The following is a 14,772-nucleotide window of genomic DNA, read 5'->3' on the forward strand; positions in this document are numbered from 1 at the left end:
ACCGAACCACCGGGAAGGCCGCCCGCCGTGACCGTCCGCATCGCCACCTGGAACATCAACTCCGTCACCGCGCGGCTGCCCAAGCTCCTCGAATGGCTGGAGAGCGCCAAGCCGGACGTGCTCTGCCTCCAGGAGCTGAAGTGCGCCGCCGACGCCTTCCCGTACGAGCCCGTCCGCGAGCTCGGCTACGAGACGGCCGCGCACGGCAACGGCCGCTGGAACGGCGTGGCGATCCTCTCCCGGATCGGTCTCGACGACGTCGTCCGCGACCTGCCCGGCCAGCCCGGCTACCTCGCCGACGACGCCCTGCTGCCCGACGTCGAGCCGCGCGCGGTCGCCGCCACCTGCGGCCCGGTCCGGGTCTGGTCCGTCTACGTGCCCAACGGCCGCGAGGTCGACCACGCCCACTACCGCTACAAGCTGGAGTGGCTGGAGGCGCTGCGGGTCGCCTCGCTGGAGGACGCCGCCGGTGAGCGCCCGTTCGCCGTCCTCGGCGACTTCAACATCGCGCCCACCGACGAGGACGTCTTCGACCTGGCCGCCTTCGAGGGCCTGACCCACGTCACCCCCGCCGAGCGCGCCGCCCTCGCCGCCCTGGACGCGGCCGGCCTGCACGACGTGCTGCCCCGCCCGCTCAAGTACGACCGCCCCTACACCTACTGGGACTACCGTCAGCTGGCGTTCCCGAAGAACCGGGGCATGCGGATCGACCTCACCTACGCCAACAAGCCCTTCGTGGACGCCGTCACCGACAGCTACGTCGACCGCGAGGCGCGCAAGGGCAAGGGCACCTCCGACCACGCCCCCGTGGTCGTCGACCTGGACCTCTGAGCTTCTCCGGGGGGCCGGTCACCGACGGTGTCCGGCCCCCCGAACGGGCCAGAGCGGTGGCCGGGCGCGGAGGGTGTGCCTACCGTCGGGGAGTGACCGGGTGTAGTTGTTCGATCACGTGGACTTCGGAGTCCCCGGCTGCGCCCGAGAGAACCCGGAGGTTCCGGTATGCGCCCCACGCGTACGGCCGCCGCCGCCTTGATCGGCGCGACGGTGCTGACCGGCCTGACGGCCCCCCTCGCGCTGGCCAAGGACGGCGCGGCCTCGGTCAGCCCGTCCCAGGCCGCACCGGGCCAGACCGTGACGGTCACGGTCGCCTGCGAGAAGTCCGACAAGCCCAACGCCAAGACCATCACCGCCAACTCGCCGGCCTTCGAGGGCGGCCCGGCCACCCTCACGCTCGGCTCCGACGGCAAGCACACCGGCTCTGCCCGGCTGGCGAGCAAGAACAGCGGCGAGAACAAGATCGACGGCAGCTGCCCGGACGGCGGCGCCTTCACCACCAATGTCACGGTGACCACGGTCTCGGTGACGACCGGCGGCTCCTCCGCGCCCTCGGGCCTGGGTGGCTGGAGCGAGGCGGCCGGCGAGTGGGCGGGTTCGCTCGGCCAGTCCGGTGCCGGCAGTCAGCAGGTTGCCCCGCACGGTGCGGTGAAGACCGGTCTGGGCGGCTCGGTGGCTGCCGACCCCGCGGAACTCGTGGGCGGCGCGCTGCTGGTGGTGGGCGGGATCGGCGGCTTCTGGCTGCTGCGGCGGCGCTCGGCCGGCGCCGGGTCCGTCTGACGGGACGTTTCGCGGGCGCGGCCTGCTGCCCTGTGGCCTGTGGCCTGTGGCCTGCGGTGTTCGGTGCGCGGGCCGTGGCTGGGCAGGGTGCCGGGTGTTCGGGCACTTTGCAAAGTCAACTTTGCAAAGTGCCCGCCTGCTGTGCGGTGTCGGGGTGCCGTCGGACGCAGGGTCCGACGGCACCTTCGCGCGTTTCGGCGGCGTTGGTTTCGTTGGGTGGAACGTTTCTGCGGATGGGGGTAGGCCCGCGGTGTGCGGGTAGGCCCTGGACTTTGCAAAGTGCACTTTGCAAAGTTGGTGGGTACTTTGCAAAGTCACGGTGCCGTCGGACGGGGCGTCCGACGGCACCCTCGTACGTTCGGCCGGTGTGCGGTGTGCGGTGTGCCCGGGCGTTCGTCAGGCCGTGGTGGTCGCCGCTGCGGTCGCCGTCGCCGCTGTCCTCGTGGTCACGCCCAGGTCGGCGTCGCGCCCGGCGCGGTGGCCGTCGGCGCTCCGGCCGCCCGCGAAACGTCGGCCCCGGCCTCCCGCTCCTCGGCGGCCCGCAGTGCACCGGTCGCCAGCAGGTACTGCGCCAGGAGGTACGTGGCCATGATCCAGAAATCGTGCCCCGGCAGCTCCCGCCACTTCGCCAGCTTGGTGGCGATCAGCGTGTCCGAGAGCAGGAACAGCGCCCCGCCGAGCCCGCCCCGGACCCCGAGCCCGGCCGAGGCGACCGCCGTCGAGGCGAGCAGCAGGCTGTAGCCGGCCACCGGCGCCCGCAGGTCCCCGAGGTCGGGCCAGAGCCGCCCCACCATCGTCACCCAGGCCGTCGCGTACGCCGCCGCGACCACTGCCGTCCGCCGCCGGTCGGTCAGCGCGCTCTGGCCGACGAACATCGTCACGTAGCAGACGTGCGCCGCCGCGAACGATCCCATTCCGGCCAGGAACGCGGTGTCGTCGCCGAGCTGGAGCAGCACGTCCCCGCCCGCGCTCAGCAGCAGCGCCGGCGCGAGCAGCTTCGGCGCGCGCCGGCCGGCCTCGGTCGCCCTGGTGACGCTGTGCGCGGCGAGCAGCGGCATCAGCGCGGGCTTGGTGGCGTGGCGCAGCGCGGGAGTGCCGGTCAGCAACGCCCCCAGGTGGGCCGCCGAGGTGGTGGCGTAGCCGGTGAGCAGGCCGCCGGCGGAGCGCAGCCGGCCGCCGAGAACGGCGCGGGTGGTCGTACGGATGCTCATGCGGCGGTGTCCTCCGGACGGTGGGGGAGCGGTCGGGGCGGGTGGCGGGGCGGGGGAGCGGGTGCGCCCGTGCCGGTCACCGTCCTGCCGGGCACCGAGGGCGACCGGCAGGGGGCGTGGAAGAGATTGTTACCGGTGCGTAGGTCCGGCCGTGCACCCGGGGTGACGTGTCGCCCGTCGGCCGCCCGTCCGGCGCCCGTCCGGACGCCGGTGGTCGTCCCGTCGCGGCCCGGCCGCCGTTCGGCCGGATGTCGTCGGGAGCCGGGCGGCTGCCAGCGAGGGCGGCGCCCACCGTCTAGTCTGGTCCCCGACATGGAGCAGCAGGAGTACGCGACCGGCGCCGCGCGGACGGCCGGTGGCACGTCGGACGGGCGCACGGGCGGGGCGGGGCGGGGCACCACCGCCGCCGTCGTCGTCGTACGCGGATCCGGTCCCCGGGCCGTCCCCGGTACCGGAGCTGACGCCCCGCAGGACGCTCCGCGGGACGCCGTACCGGTCCGCGACTCCGGCTCCCCCTCCACCGCCGGGCTCTCGCCCGACCCCGGGCTGCTGCGGCTCGCGCGCTGGTTCGCCGAGGCCGAGCCCGGCACCGCCGACGACCTGTGCGCCGCCTCCCTCGGCCTCTACCCGGCCCGCCACTTCGGCGCCCCCGCCGGTCCGGCCACCGGGCCCGCCACAGCCGGTCCGGCCGCCGACCCGTCCGCCGCCGCGGCCCTCGCCGTCGCGCCGCCCACCGCCGAGGTCAGCTGGTGGCACGGCCCCACCGCGCACACCCCCGCACCGCTGCGCGCACGCGAACCGCGCCCGGCCGGCGGCCTGCGCCGCGCCCGCCGGGACGCCGCCGCGCTGCCCGTCGTCCTCTCAGGCGCCAAGCCGGGCAAGCCCGGCCGCCACCGCAAGCCCGAACGCTCCCGGGGCGCCGGTACCGTCCCGCAGGATCGTTCCGCCGCGACCACCGCCGCCGAGCGCCGGATAGCCGCCCGGCTGCTCGTCGCCCACCCGCTGGTGACCGCCTCCGGGCCGCACGCCGACGGCTTCCCGCTGATCCGCCGTCACCGCGACTGGCTCGCCGAGCGCTTCGACACCCTGCTCGGCTACCGCCTGGTGGTCGGGCCCTGGCACGCCCGCCTGCACAAGGCCGGACTCGGCCCCGGCGCCACCCGCCGCCTCGAACACCCCGCCACCGGTGCTCCGTTCACCCCCGGCGGCTACGCGCAGCTCGCCCTCGCGCTGGCCCTGCTGGTCGACGCCCCCGAGCGGCTCCCGCTGGACGGCCTGCTCGCCGCGATGGACGCCGCCCGTCCCGGACCGGGACCGGCCGCGCGGCCGGCGGACCGGGCCGAGCTCGCGATGGCGTTCGCCGTGCTCGTCGACTGGCAGGTGCTCGGCGACCTCCCCGCCGCCGCCCTCGCCGATCCGGCCGCCGCCGGTCCCACCGTGCTGACGGTCGACCGGGAACTCGCCCGGGCCGTCCCGGTCGGCCCGCCCGCGCTCGCCGACGACGCCACCGACCTCATCCGCCGCGCCGCCGAGGCCGAGCCCGGTACCGCCGTCCGCCGCCGCCTCGCCGAGACCCCGGCGGTGCTCGCCGCCGACCTGTCCGAGGAGCAGCGCGCCTGGCTGCGCGAGCACGGCCGCACCGGCCCGGCCGCGCTCGCCGAGTTCCTCGGCCTGGAGGCGGAACAGCGGGCCGAGGGTGTCGCCCTGCTCGACCCGGCGGAGGAACTCACCGACCTCGCCCTGCCCGGCGCCGACACGGCCGCCCAGGCGGCCCTGCTGCTGGTGGAGCGCCTGGTCGAGGAGGTCAGGCCGCTCCCGGGCGAGACCGCGGGCACCGATGTGCCGGTCCCCGACGCGCTGATAGACGGTGTGCTGGGCGACATCGCCGACGAGTACGGCCTGCCGGCCGGCTGGCGCCGCGACTACCTCGCCGACCGCACCGCTCTGCGCCGCGACGCGCTGGACCTGCTCCACCGGATGGGCCTGATCACCCCCGCCCCGCGCGGCACCCGCCCCCCGGGCTGGCTCCTCCGGGCCCCCGCCGCCCGCTACGCGCCGGCCCCCGATCTCCTCCCGGCCCCCGGCACCGGCCGCCACTCCCGGCCGGACCCCGGTTTCACGGTCCCGGCCCCCGTCTCCCCGCGGGCCGGTCAGCCGGTCTGATCCCGGTACGTTCCTCGGGGCCGGTCGACCCGTGCGACGTCCGTCGGTCTGCCGGGGGCGTCCCGGCCGTGCTTCCGCACCGGCCCCTCACCGGTCCTCATCGGCCCCGCGCCGCTGGCACCGGCCCTCGTCCCCACCCGGCCCCGGGCGGGTGCGTGCGGACATGGGGAAGCCCGCGCCGCAGCGGGGCGGGGCGGGCGGTGGTGGGCCGTGGTGCAGGCGGTGCCTGTGTGTGCGCCGGTGCCTGTGTGTCCGGTGGCGCCAGTGTGTTCAGTGGCGTCGGCGTGTCCGGTGGCGCCGGTGTTTCCAGGTGGGGCTACTTCCGGACGGGCGCCGTGGCGGTGGCGACGGTGCCGTGCTGGACAGTTTCGACGGTGGCGCCGACACCGAGGATGCCCAGGGCGATGGAGGCGAGCACGGCGGAGCCGGCCAGGACGCGTCGGTGGCGCTTGGGCATGGGGAAGCGCGGGTCCTGGGGGGTCGCCGGAGGGATGGCGTTCATGGCAGGGAGGTTTCCAGGGCGGTGTTAACGATCGCTACGTGCGGGTGAAGTCCGGATGGGGGGTGGGCGTCGGCTTGGGCGAGAACCGCAACGCCGCAGGTCACGCCGGTGCCCCGGGGCGGGTGGCGGCCCACCCCGGGGAGGGCGTTCACCCGGTCGGAGGACGCCGGTCCCTGCGGCGGGCGTCGGCCATGGCCTCGCCGACGGCGACCCGGACGGCGTCCCGCAGGCCGTGCGCGGGGTGGAAGCGGGACGGTCCGGCGGCGGGGTCGGTGCGCAGCTCCTTGACCAGTGCGACGCAGAGCAGCAGCATCACCCCGACGAACGGCAGCGCGACCAGGATGGTGGCGTTCTGCAGTGCGGTGAGCCCGCCTGCCAGCAGCAGCGCGGCCGCGACCCCGCCCATCAGCACGCCCCACACCACGACCAGCCAGGTGCGCGGGTGCAGCGAGCCGCGGCTGGAGAGCGAGCCGAGGACGAGCGAGGCGGAGTCGGCGCTGGTGATGAAGAAGGTCATCACCAGCAGCACCGCGATCACGCTGGTCACCGTGCCGGCGGGGAGCGAGCGCAGCATTTCGAAGAGCGAGGCCTCGGCGCCCTGCGGGATGGTCTCGACGAGGTCGGCGGCGCCGGTGCTGTCGAGCCGGATCGCGGTGCCGCCCATGACGCAGAACCAGATCACGGTGGCCCCGCTGGGCACCAGCAGGACGCCGATCAGGAACTGCCGCACGGTGCGGCCGCGCGAGATGCGGGCGATGAAGGTGCCGACGAAGGGGGCCCAGGAGAGCCACCAGGCCCAGTAGAAGATGGTCCAGCTGCCGAGCCAGCTCTCGTCCGTGAAGGCGCCGGTCTGGGTGGACATCGCGAGCAGGTCGGAGAGGTAGCCGCCGACGGTGGAGGGGATCGCGTCCAGGACGAAGACGGTCGGGCCGACCACGAAGACGAAGAGCATGATCAGCGAGGCCAGCACCACATTGGCGGTGGAGAGCCACTTCACGCCCTTGTGCACGCCGGAGAAGGCGGAGAGCACGAAGGCGGCGCTCAGCGAGGCGATGATCACCAGCTGGGTGCGCTCGGTGTTGCCGATGTCGGAGATGTAGCCGAGGCCGTCGGCGACCTGGAGGGCGCCGAGGCCGAGGCTGGTGGCCGAGCCGAAGACGGTCGCGAAGACGGCGAGCAGGTCGATCGCCCGGCCGGGCCAGCCGTCGGCGCCGCGCTCGCCGATCAGGGGCACGAAGGCGGCGGAGATCCGGTTGCCCCGGCCCTTGCGGAAGGTGGTGTAGGCGAGCGCGAGGCCGCCGACCGCGTAGATCGCCCACGGGTGCAGGGTCCAGTGGAAGAGGGAGAACTCCAGCGCCTGCTGGGCGGCGGCCGCGGACTGCGGTTCGAGTCCGGAGCCGGGCTGCGGGGTGGCGAAGAGCTGGAGCGGCTCGCCGACGCCGTAGAACATCAGGCCGATGCCCATGCCCGCGCTGAACATCATGGCCACCCAAGCGAGGGTGGAGAACTCCGGTTCGTCGTCGTCCCGGCCGAGCCGGATCCGTCCGAAGCGGCTGAACGCGAGCAGCACGGTGAGAACGAGGAAGATGTCGGCGGCGACGACGAAGAGCCAGCCGAAGTTGTGCAGGACCCAGCCGAGGGCGGTGCTGGAGGTCCGGCCGAGGTTGTCCTCGGCGAAGATGCCCCAGGCGACGACCCCGAGCACCGCGACCGCGCCGATCCCGAAGACCACCCGGTCGACGGGGAGGGTGGCGGCGGGTTCGTCCGGCGGCCCGGTGGGCTGACTGGTCATGGGGTACCTCTCACGGCGTACTGGCGGGCCGACGGCATGCGTCGGCGACATGATCTAAAAGGGATACATGTCGTACTATGTCCAGTTCCCGTCGGGAGTGTCGGGACGGCGCGCCGGGAGGCGGTGACCTGAGGGGGCGTCGGCGGGCTCTGGCCGCGACGGCGCGCGGGCATGACGGCACGGCGGCACGGCGGCATGACGGCATGACGGCATGACGGCACGGCGGCATGACGGTGCGACGGCACGGTGGGGCGCGGGCCGGGACTCGGGGTCGGGCTCAGGCCGTGGACGTGACCTCGTACGGGGCGGTGTGCGGCGTCTCGTACGGATTCAGCACCAGCCGCACCACGTCCTCCAGCCGCCGCCGGGCGTCGCCCAGGGTGGTGCGGCCGGTCACCCAGGCGGTCAGCTCGCCCTGCCAGGCGTGGCCGACGATGTGCCGCACCAGGTCGCTGGCCGCGGCCGGCACTTCGTCGGCCATCACCGCCTGGAGGGCCGTGCTGTCGGCCCGGGCCATGCCCTGGAGCGCCTCGCTGGCGAAGGGGTCGGTGGAGGCGGCGACGGCCACCCGCAGCCGGGCCAGTTCGGGCTGCCGCTGGTAGGCACGCATGCCGCCGCGGACGAACCGCGCCACCCGGTCGGTGGCGCCCAGTCCGGCGCGCGGTCCGCGCAGCTCCGCCACCAGGTCGGCCAGCAGCAGCCGGTGCCAGTCGGCGATCGCCGCCGCCAGCAGGTGGTCCTTGGAGGAGAAGTAGCGGTACGCCGTCCCCAGGGCGACTCCGGACCGCTCGCAGACCTGTTTCATCTGCAGCCGCTCGACGCCGATCTCGTTCACCAGGGCGAGCGCCGCCGCGATCAGGCTTTCGCGGCGTTCGAGCTGACGCGGAGACATCGCCTCCACCGGGCGTGGTGACAGGTCAACCTTGGTCACCCGCACCATGATACGGGCCGGGGCCGCTCAGGAATATGACGCCGTCCGGCCGCCCGCCGTTCGCCCCTCGGTCACCGGGTGCGGTCGGGGTGGCGAACGGCGGGCGCGGCGGGGGCGGCCGGGCGGCGCGGCCGGGAGGACCGGGTGGTCAGCGGGGCGCGACGAGGCGTTCGCGGATCAGCGCCTCCTGGACGGCGGAGGCCACCAGCCGGCCCCCTCGGTCGTAGAACTCGCCGAGTGCCAGCCCCCGGCCGTCCGAGGAGGACGGGCTGCGCTGGGCGAACAGCAGCCACTCGTCGGCCCGGAACGGCCGGTGGAACCACATCGCGTGGTCCAGCGAGGCCATCAGCAGCCGGGGCGGCTCGGTGCGCTGGAAGAAGTTCGGCTGGACGTGCAGCCCGGCGGTGGAGGCCAGGGTGAGGTCCGACAGGTAGGTGAGGGCGCAGACGTGCAGCAGCGGATCGTCGGCCGGCAGCGGGGAGCCGGCCCGCAGCCAGACGAACTGCTGCGGCATGCCGGGCACGGCCGGCGGCACGCCCGGCGCGTCCGGCGGGACGAAGCGCAGCTCCAGGGCGCCGAAGCCGCTGGCGGCCAGCGCCGCCCGGGCCTCGTCGTCCCAGTGCGCGAAGGCGTCCGGCAGTTCCTCGGGGCCGGGCAGCGCGGGGATCTCGCGGTGCCGGTCGGCGGCCGGCTCGGGGCGCTTGAAGGACGCCGAGAGGGTGAAGACGGTCTCTCCCTGCTGGACCGCCGTCACCCGCCGGGTGGCGTAGGAGGAACCCTGGCGGACCCGGTCGACCAGGTAGTCGATCGGGCGGCCCGGGTTGCCGGGCATCAGGAAGTAGCCGTGCAGCGAGTGCACCGAGCGGTCCGCCCCGATCGTCCGCCCGGCCGCCACCAGGGCCTGCGCGGCGACCTGGCCGCCGAACGCGCGCATCGGCGCCCCGGCGTGGCAGCGGCCTCGGAACGTGTTCTCGTCGAGGGTCTCGATCCGCAGCAGATCGGCGAACGGTCCGACCGTGTCGATCGCCCGTCTGTCCTGTTCGGTCAGCTCTGTCACGGGCCCATAGTGGCAGACCGGGGCACCCCGCCGGTGTGACGTGGGTAACCCGTCCGGGCGAACATTCTTGCTAGAACGTGTTCCATTAGCCGGATTCCGGCGGCGGTCGGACGGCGGCGCGGCGGACGGGTGCGGGGGTGGCTGCGAAGGCCGGGACGGCCGATTGTCAGTGCCCTGACCTAGCGTTACGGGCATGTCGCAATCCGCACACGCGTACGCCTATCTGCGCCCGTCCGCCGTCCTCGACGGCGCGGCCGGCCGGAGCCTCGCCCTGGAGACGTCCGGCGGAGCCACCCCGCTGGGGGACGCCGCCCACCCGCGGTTCTTCGCGGGTTTCCTGGCCGAGCCGGCCCCGGCCGCCGCCGCGCTGCTCGCCGTGGCCGACGTCGCCGCCGCCCGGTACTACCAGCCGCAGTTGCGCGCCTCGCTCGACCCGGTGGTCACCGCGAACGGCGACCGGCTCCGGTTCGAGTCCTTCTCCGGCTGCTGCGGCGTCTACGCCCGCCTGGACGTGCTCGCCGCCGGCCTGGACGGGGACGCGATAGGCCACGGCACCACCAACGTCGACGTCAACAATCCGTTGCGAGAAGCACTCACCCGGATCGCTCCGGCCGAGCCGCTGCACCTCGCCGTCGGCCCCGACGCCCTGGAGGTCACCACCTTCGACGGCCCGGTCGTCGAGAAGAAGGTCCCGCTGCCCGAGCGCTGGCTGCGCGGCTTCGCCGAGACCCAGGTGACCGCCGCCGGCTTCGACCTGCGGGCCGAGCTGCCCGCGGCCGAGGCGGTCCGCTTCCTCCGCTCGCTGCCCCGCGGGGGCCGGGCCGGGGCCAGGACGGTCCAGTGGGTGGTCCTGGCCGGGCGGACGCTGCGGCCGACCACCAGGCCGGTGGCCGGCGCGGTCTGCCTGCCGGGTCCGGAGCGGCTGGCCGCCCTGCAGCGGGTGCTGCGGCACGCCCGGGCGCTGCGGATCTACGGCCCGCCGGTGGTCGGGGACGGCCCGACGGCCTCCGCCTGGGAGGTCGAGCTGCCCGGGATGCGGCTCACCCTCACCCTCTCGCCGGACGCCTCCCGGGGTTTCAGCGGCGAGGGCGGCGTCCTCGGGGCGCTGGCCACCGACACCGCCGAGCCGGACGCCGACCTGGTCGCGGCGCTGCTCGCCTGGGAGCCGAGGATCGACGTCGCCGAGCTCGCCGAGCAGGCCGGCCTCACCCCGGCCCGGGTGCGGGCCGCGCTGACCAGGCTCGGCACCGCCGGGCAGATCGGCTACGACGTGGCCGAGGCCGCCCACTTCCACCGCCGGCTCCCCTACGACGCGGGGCGGGCGGAGTCGGCCAACCCCCGGCTGAAGGCCGCCCGCGCGCTGGTCGCCGCGGGGGCCGTCCGGCTGGAGGACGGCGGCGCGACGGCCGTCGTCACGGTCGACGACCACATCCAGCGGGTGCGGACGGAGGCGGCGGGCGCGGTCGGCTGCACCTGCCTCTGGTGGGCGAAGTACCGGGGCGGGCGCGGGCCGTGCAAGCACGTGCTGGCGGTGGGCATGGTCCGCGAGGCGCGGGCCCAGGACGGCGGAGACCGGGAGGGGACGCGATGAGCACGGGGACGATGACGGGGGCACCGGCCGGGGCGGGCACCGGGGCGGCGGCCGGCGCCGTGCAGGCGGTGCTGGCCGCGGTCGACGAGGGCGCGACCGATCGCCTGCCGCGGCTGCTGGCCGCGCTCGGGCCCGCCGAGCGGCGCTCCTGCGTCCCGGCGCTCAAGGAGCTGCGCCGGGCGAACCGCGGCGAGTGGACGAAGCGCGCCAACCAGCGGATGTGCGCGCTGCTGGTGGCCGGCGCCGGCTGCCACCCCGGCCCGGCCGGTGCCGCCGCCTGGATCGGCTCCCGGGACTTCACCGGCCGCTCCTGGGCCCGCCACCCCGCCCTGGCCGAGGTCGTCGAGGCCCAGCCGGAGGAGTGGCAGATCGAGGTGGTGGGCCGGCTCGCCGCCAAACGCGGCTCCGGCTTCAGCTGGGACCTCTTCCCGCTGATCGAGCGCGTGGTGCGGCGCACCGGCTGCGCGGTGCCGGCCTCCGCCGAGTTCACCGCCGAGTGGCTGCGCTCCGGGGCCGGTCGGGAGAACGGCCCGCGCGGCAGCGCCACCACCCTGCTGGACCGGCTGCGGGCCGACGCCTTCACCCCGGTCCTGCTGCCCCGGGTGTTCGAACTGGAGGACGTCGCCTGGTCGCTCGAGGCCGGCCTCGGCACCAGGCCCGGGGACGACTGGCCGGCGGCGATCGCCGGGCTGGCCGAGGACGGCCCGGTCGGGCGCGCCGAGCTGCTCGACCTCTGCCTGGGCCGGTTGGTGCGCGGCGGCCGGGCCGCCGACCAGCGGGCGTTCCTGGGCGTCCTGACCGCGCTCGCGCCCACGCCGCAGGAGTACGCGGCCCGGGTCCGCGACCTGATGGCCCTGCTCGACGGCCTCTCCGCGGTGGCCGGGCACGCCCAGCAGGTGCTCGCCGGGCTGGACGGGGCCGGGCTGGTCGAGCCGGAGCTGGTCACCGAGGCCTCGGCGGTGGTGCTGTTCCGCGCCGAGAAGAAGCTGGTGCGCGCCCAGCTCGCCTGGCTGGAGCAGGCGGCGAGGAGCGCGCCGGAGCGCTCCGGGCCGGTCGCGCTCGCCGCCGCCGAGGCCTTCGGCCACCCCGACAGCGCCCTCCAGGAGCGGGCGCTCAACCTGGTCGCCCGCCGTCTGAAGACCGCCGGCGAGGCCGTCCTGCCGGAGCTGCGCCTCGCCGCCGAGGCGCTCGACCCCGTCCACCACGCCCGGGCGGGCGCGCTGTTCGGCGCCGTGCTCGGCGGCTCGGGGGAGGACGACACCGCCTGGGACGAACTGCTCCCGCCGGTCCCCGAGCCCGCTCCGCTCGGGGAGCCGCTCGCCACCCCGGCGGAGGTCGCCGAGGAACTGGCCGTGCTGCTGGCCGCCGGTCGCCCCGGCGTGGCCGTTCTCGAACGCGTCCTGGACGGCCTGGTCCGGCACGCCCACCGCGACCGTCCGGCGCTGGCCGGGGCGCTGGAGCCGGTGCTGTCGGCCCACCCGTGGCAGAACGTCGGCCGCTGGCAGGACTGCGGCCCCACCGACGCGCTCTACCTCGCCGCCGTGGCGGCCGGCCGGGTGGAGCCGCACCGGCCCGGCCACGTCTTCCGGAAGAAGGGGCGGCACCCGCTGCACGGCGAGCACAACACCGTGTACGGGGCGGTGCTGGCCGCCCGGATCTCCGAGGCGGCCGAGCGGGTCGCCACCGACCCGGTGCCGCTGCTGCTCGCCACGCCGACCGACGCCACCGGCGCGATCGCCGCGACCGCGCTGGTCGGGCGGATCGCCGCCTACGAGGCCGCGGGCGCGACGGCCGGTCCGGCCGACCTGAGCGCCGCGCTGCTGCGGGTCGCGCCGACGGCGGACCGGGAGGTGCTGGCCGCCGCCGACCGACTGGCCTCGCCCGCCGGGCGGTGGCTGGCGGCGTGGCTGCGCGGGGGCGGCCTGCCGCCCCAGCCCTCGGAGCGGGTGCTGTTCGCCCCGGCCCCGGCGTCGATGCGCCCGCTGCGGTACTGGGACCGCTGGTGGGAGACCCTGAAGCGGCTCGCCGTCGCCCAGCCCGGCAGCGGCGGACCGGCCGGGCCCGGGGGCGAGCGGCTCGGCCCGGAGTTCCGGGCACTGCTGGAGGGCACCGAGCCCAGCGTGGCCCGGGTCCGCAAGCAGGACGAGTGGCTCTGGGAGCCCACCGAGCACTGGGCCGCGATGCTCCCGCACCACCGGGAGGAGCTGGCGGCCCGCTGGCTGGACCGGTTCGCCGACTCCGCCGACCGGGAGCGGCGCGGTGCCGCCCGGATGCTGGTCGTGCTCGCCGAGGCCGGCGGTCCGGCCGGGCTGGCGCTGCACCTGGCGCTGGCCTACTGCCTCGGCGCCCGGTTCCCGGAGGACCGCACCGCCGCGGTGGACGCGCTGCTGGTACTGGCCGCCCGGGGCGATCTGGACGGCGCCCTGCTCGGCCGCGAGCTGGGCGAGCTGGTCACGCTCGGGACGGTGAAGCCGAACCGGCTCGCGCACGCGCTGGGCACCGCCGCCGACACCGGGGCCTACGCCACGGTCTGGTCGGTGCTGGCCCCCGCCCTGCCCGCGCTGCTCGTCGGCGAGGCCCTGCGGGGCACCGGCGATGTGCTCGCGGTGGCGGTCGACGCCGCCCGCCGCTCGGGCGCGCGCGGCCCGGTGGAGGAGGTGACCGCCACCGCGGCCCGCACCGGCGCCGCCCGGCTGGTGAAGGAGGCCCGAGCGCTGCGCGACGTCCTGGCCGGGGGCTGAGTCCGGGGCCCGGGCAGCAGCGCGCCCGGAACGGCGGTGGCGTCCCGTCCACCCCTGTCCGACCCCGGCTGTGCCGGTCCGTCGCGGTCCGCCTCCCTCCGACGGCCCGGCACGGGGGTCTGCCGGACCGGGCGGAACCGCCGCACCCTAGGGTGAGCGGGACCCCTCCGCCGCGCCCGTCCGGAGCCTCCGTGCTGCACCTCCGTCTGATCGTCCCCGTCGACCTCCGTGACGCCGTGCTGAACTGCCTGGACGACTGTGTCGGGGTGACCCATGTGGTGGTGCTGCCCGATGCGGCCGTCCGCCCGGCGGGGGACGTCGTGCTCTGCGACGTCGCCCGGGAGTCCGCGGACGAGGTGCTGGTCGGCCTGCGCGGGACCGGTCTGCCGGAGCGCGGGGCGATCGACGTCCAGGAGATCGGGCTGACGCTCTCGGCGGCCGCCGACGAGGCCGAGCGCCTCGCGCCGGGCGAGGGCGCCGACGCACTGGTGTGGGAGGCGGTCTCCGAGATCACCCACGAGGAGTCCACCCTCACCGGCGTCTACCTCGCCTTCCTCGCGGTGGCGACGATGCTGGCGGCCTGCGGGGCGGTGCTGGACAGCGCGATCCTGGTGGTCGGCGCCATGGCGGTGGGCCCCGAGTTCGGACCGCTGGCCGGGCTCTGCGTGGCGCTGGTGCAGCGCCGGGCGCGCCCGGCGCTGCGCTCACTGAACGCGCTGGTCACCGGATTCGCGGTGGCGATGGCGTCGACCGTCCTGTTCACCCTGGTGATGGACGGCCTGGGGCTGTTCACCCGGGAGGAGTTCGACGCGGTACGACCCAACACCTCGTTCATCTGGCAGCCGGACGCGACCTCGTTCGTGGTGGCCTTCCTGGCGGGCATCGCCGGACTGCTCTCGTTGACCTCGGCGAAGGCCGGGATGATGGTCGGGGTGGCGATCTCGGTCACCACCGTGCCGGCCGCCGCGAACGCGGCGGTCGCCCTCGGTTACGGCGACTTCCGGCAGTTCTGGGGCTCCAGCCTGCAACTGTTGCTGAACCTGGCCGGCATCGTGCTGGCCGGGTTGCTCACGCTGGTCGTGCAGCACGAAGCCTGGGAGCGGATCCGCCGCCGGGCCCGGCGGGTCCGGCGGCCGCGCTCGGCCGGCTGAGCCCGGCCGCGGCCACCCG

At 75.9% G+C, this 14,772-nt stretch carries 11 protein-coding genes; 6 read left to right on the forward strand and 5 right to left on the reverse strand.

Features of this window, described 5'->3' with window-relative positions; genetic code table 11:
* Window positions 1-27 precede the first annotated feature (27 nt).
* Window positions 28-831, forward strand: a complete 804-nt coding sequence (locus ACW14Y_RS32440) for an exodeoxyribonuclease III (protein WP_266273458.1) — start codon at window positions 28-30, stop codon at window positions 829-831.
* A gap of 168 nt (window positions 832-999) precedes the next feature.
* On the forward strand, window positions 1,000-1,614 hold the full coding sequence (locus ACW14Y_RS32445) for a hypothetical protein (RefSeq protein ID WP_380311992.1): 615 nt from the start codon (window positions 1,000-1,002) through the stop codon (window positions 1,612-1,614).
* Window positions 1,615-2,060: 446 nt separating this feature from the next.
* Here the strand turns inward: ACW14Y_RS32445 and ACW14Y_RS32450 are convergent, their stop codons facing one another.
* Complete coding sequence (locus ACW14Y_RS32450) at window positions 2,061-2,825, reverse strand: lysoplasmalogenase (protein ID WP_456984442.1); 765 nt, start codon at window positions 2,823-2,825, stop codon at window positions 2,061-2,063.
* 312 nt (window positions 2,826-3,137) lie between these two features.
* Between ACW14Y_RS32450 and ACW14Y_RS32455 the strand changes: the two genes are divergently transcribed.
* Window positions 3,138-4,988, forward strand: a complete 1,851-nt coding sequence (locus ACW14Y_RS32455) for a DUF2398 family protein (protein ID WP_456984444.1) — start codon at window positions 3,138-3,140, stop codon at window positions 4,986-4,988.
* 316 nt (window positions 4,989-5,304) lie between these two features.
* Here the strand turns inward: ACW14Y_RS32455 and ACW14Y_RS32460 are convergent, their stop codons facing one another.
* The 4 genes from ACW14Y_RS32460 to ACW14Y_RS32475 form a co-directional block, all read right to left on the reverse strand.
* Window positions 5,305-5,490 carry a hypothetical protein gene (locus tag ACW14Y_RS32460; RefSeq protein WP_380307653.1) on the reverse strand — a complete coding sequence of 62 codons (186 nt, stop codon included), beginning with the start codon at window positions 5,488-5,490 and terminating at the stop codon, window positions 5,305-5,307.
* A 148-nt stretch (window positions 5,491-5,638) separates the two neighbouring features.
* Window positions 5,639-7,282 carry a BCCT family transporter gene (locus ACW14Y_RS32465; RefSeq protein WP_402721774.1) on the reverse strand — a complete coding sequence of 548 codons (1,644 nt, stop codon included), beginning with the start codon at window positions 7,280-7,282 and terminating at the stop codon, window positions 5,639-5,641.
* A gap of 277 nt (window positions 7,283-7,559) precedes the next feature.
* The gene (locus ACW14Y_RS32470) at window positions 7,560-8,213 is read right to left on the reverse strand and encodes a TetR/AcrR family transcriptional regulator (RefSeq protein WP_340632453.1); all 654 of its coding nucleotides are present in this window, start codon (window positions 8,211-8,213) and stop codon (window positions 7,560-7,562) included.
* Between the two features lie 148 nt (window positions 8,214-8,361).
* Window positions 8,362-9,270 (reverse strand): acyl-CoA thioesterase, encoded by a 909-nt coding sequence (locus ACW14Y_RS32475; RefSeq protein WP_266273450.1) that lies wholly within the window; start codon window positions 9,268-9,270, stop codon window positions 8,362-8,364.
* Window positions 9,271-9,463: 193 nt separating this feature from the next.
* On the opposite strand from ACW14Y_RS32475, the gene ACW14Y_RS32480 reads away from it, so the two are divergent.
* The 3 genes from ACW14Y_RS32480 (at window position 9,464) to ACW14Y_RS32490 (ending at window position 14,753) form a co-directional block, all read left to right on the forward strand.
* Window positions 9,464-10,861, forward strand: a complete 1,398-nt coding sequence (locus ACW14Y_RS32480) for an SWIM zinc finger family protein (RefSeq protein WP_380440905.1) — start codon at window positions 9,464-9,466, stop codon at window positions 10,859-10,861.
* The gene (locus ACW14Y_RS32485) at window positions 10,858-13,602 is read left to right on the forward strand and encodes a DUF7824 domain-containing protein (RefSeq protein ID WP_456984447.1); all 2,745 of its coding nucleotides are present in this window, start codon (window positions 10,858-10,860) and stop codon (window positions 13,600-13,602) included. The genes ACW14Y_RS32480 and ACW14Y_RS32485 overlap by 4 nt, the downstream gene beginning before the upstream one ends.
* 191 nt (window positions 13,603-13,793) lie before the next feature.
* On the forward strand, window positions 13,794-14,753 hold the full coding sequence (locus ACW14Y_RS32490; RefSeq protein WP_380307661.1) for a DUF389 domain-containing protein: 960 nt from the start codon (window positions 13,794-13,796) through the stop codon (window positions 14,751-14,753).
* The last annotated feature ends 19 nt before the right edge of the window (window positions 14,754-14,772 follow it).

This window comes from Kitasatospora sp. cg17-2 (genome assembly GCF_054031055.1).

Bases quoted from the DNA above. Each gene is read 5' to 3' on its own strand.
- ACW14Y_RS32460 (WP_380307653.1), bottom strand. From the start codon at position 5,490: ATGAACGCCATCCCTCCGGCGACCCCCCAGGACCCGCGCTTCCCCATG.
- ACW14Y_RS32450 (WP_456984442.1), bottom strand. From the start codon at position 2,825: ATGAGCATCCGTACGACCACCCGCGCCGTTCTCGGCGGCCGGCTGCGC.
- ACW14Y_RS32465 (WP_402721774.1), bottom strand. From the start codon at position 7,282: ATGACCAGTCAGCCCACCGGGCCGCCGGACGAACCCGCCGCCACCCTC.
- ACW14Y_RS32455 (WP_456984444.1), top strand. From the start codon at position 3,138: ATGGAGCAGCAGGAGTACGCGACCGGCGCCGCGCGGACGGCCGGTGGC.
- ACW14Y_RS32485 (WP_456984447.1), top strand. From the start codon at position 10,858: ATGAGCACGGGGACGATGACGGGGGCACCGGCCGGGGCGGGCACCGGG.
- ACW14Y_RS32480 (WP_380440905.1), top strand. From the start codon at position 9,464: ATGTCGCAATCCGCACACGCGTACGCCTATCTGCGCCCGTCCGCCGTC.
- ACW14Y_RS32445 (WP_380311992.1), top strand. From the start codon at position 1,000: ATGCGCCCCACGCGTACGGCCGCCGCCGCCTTGATCGGCGCGACGGTG.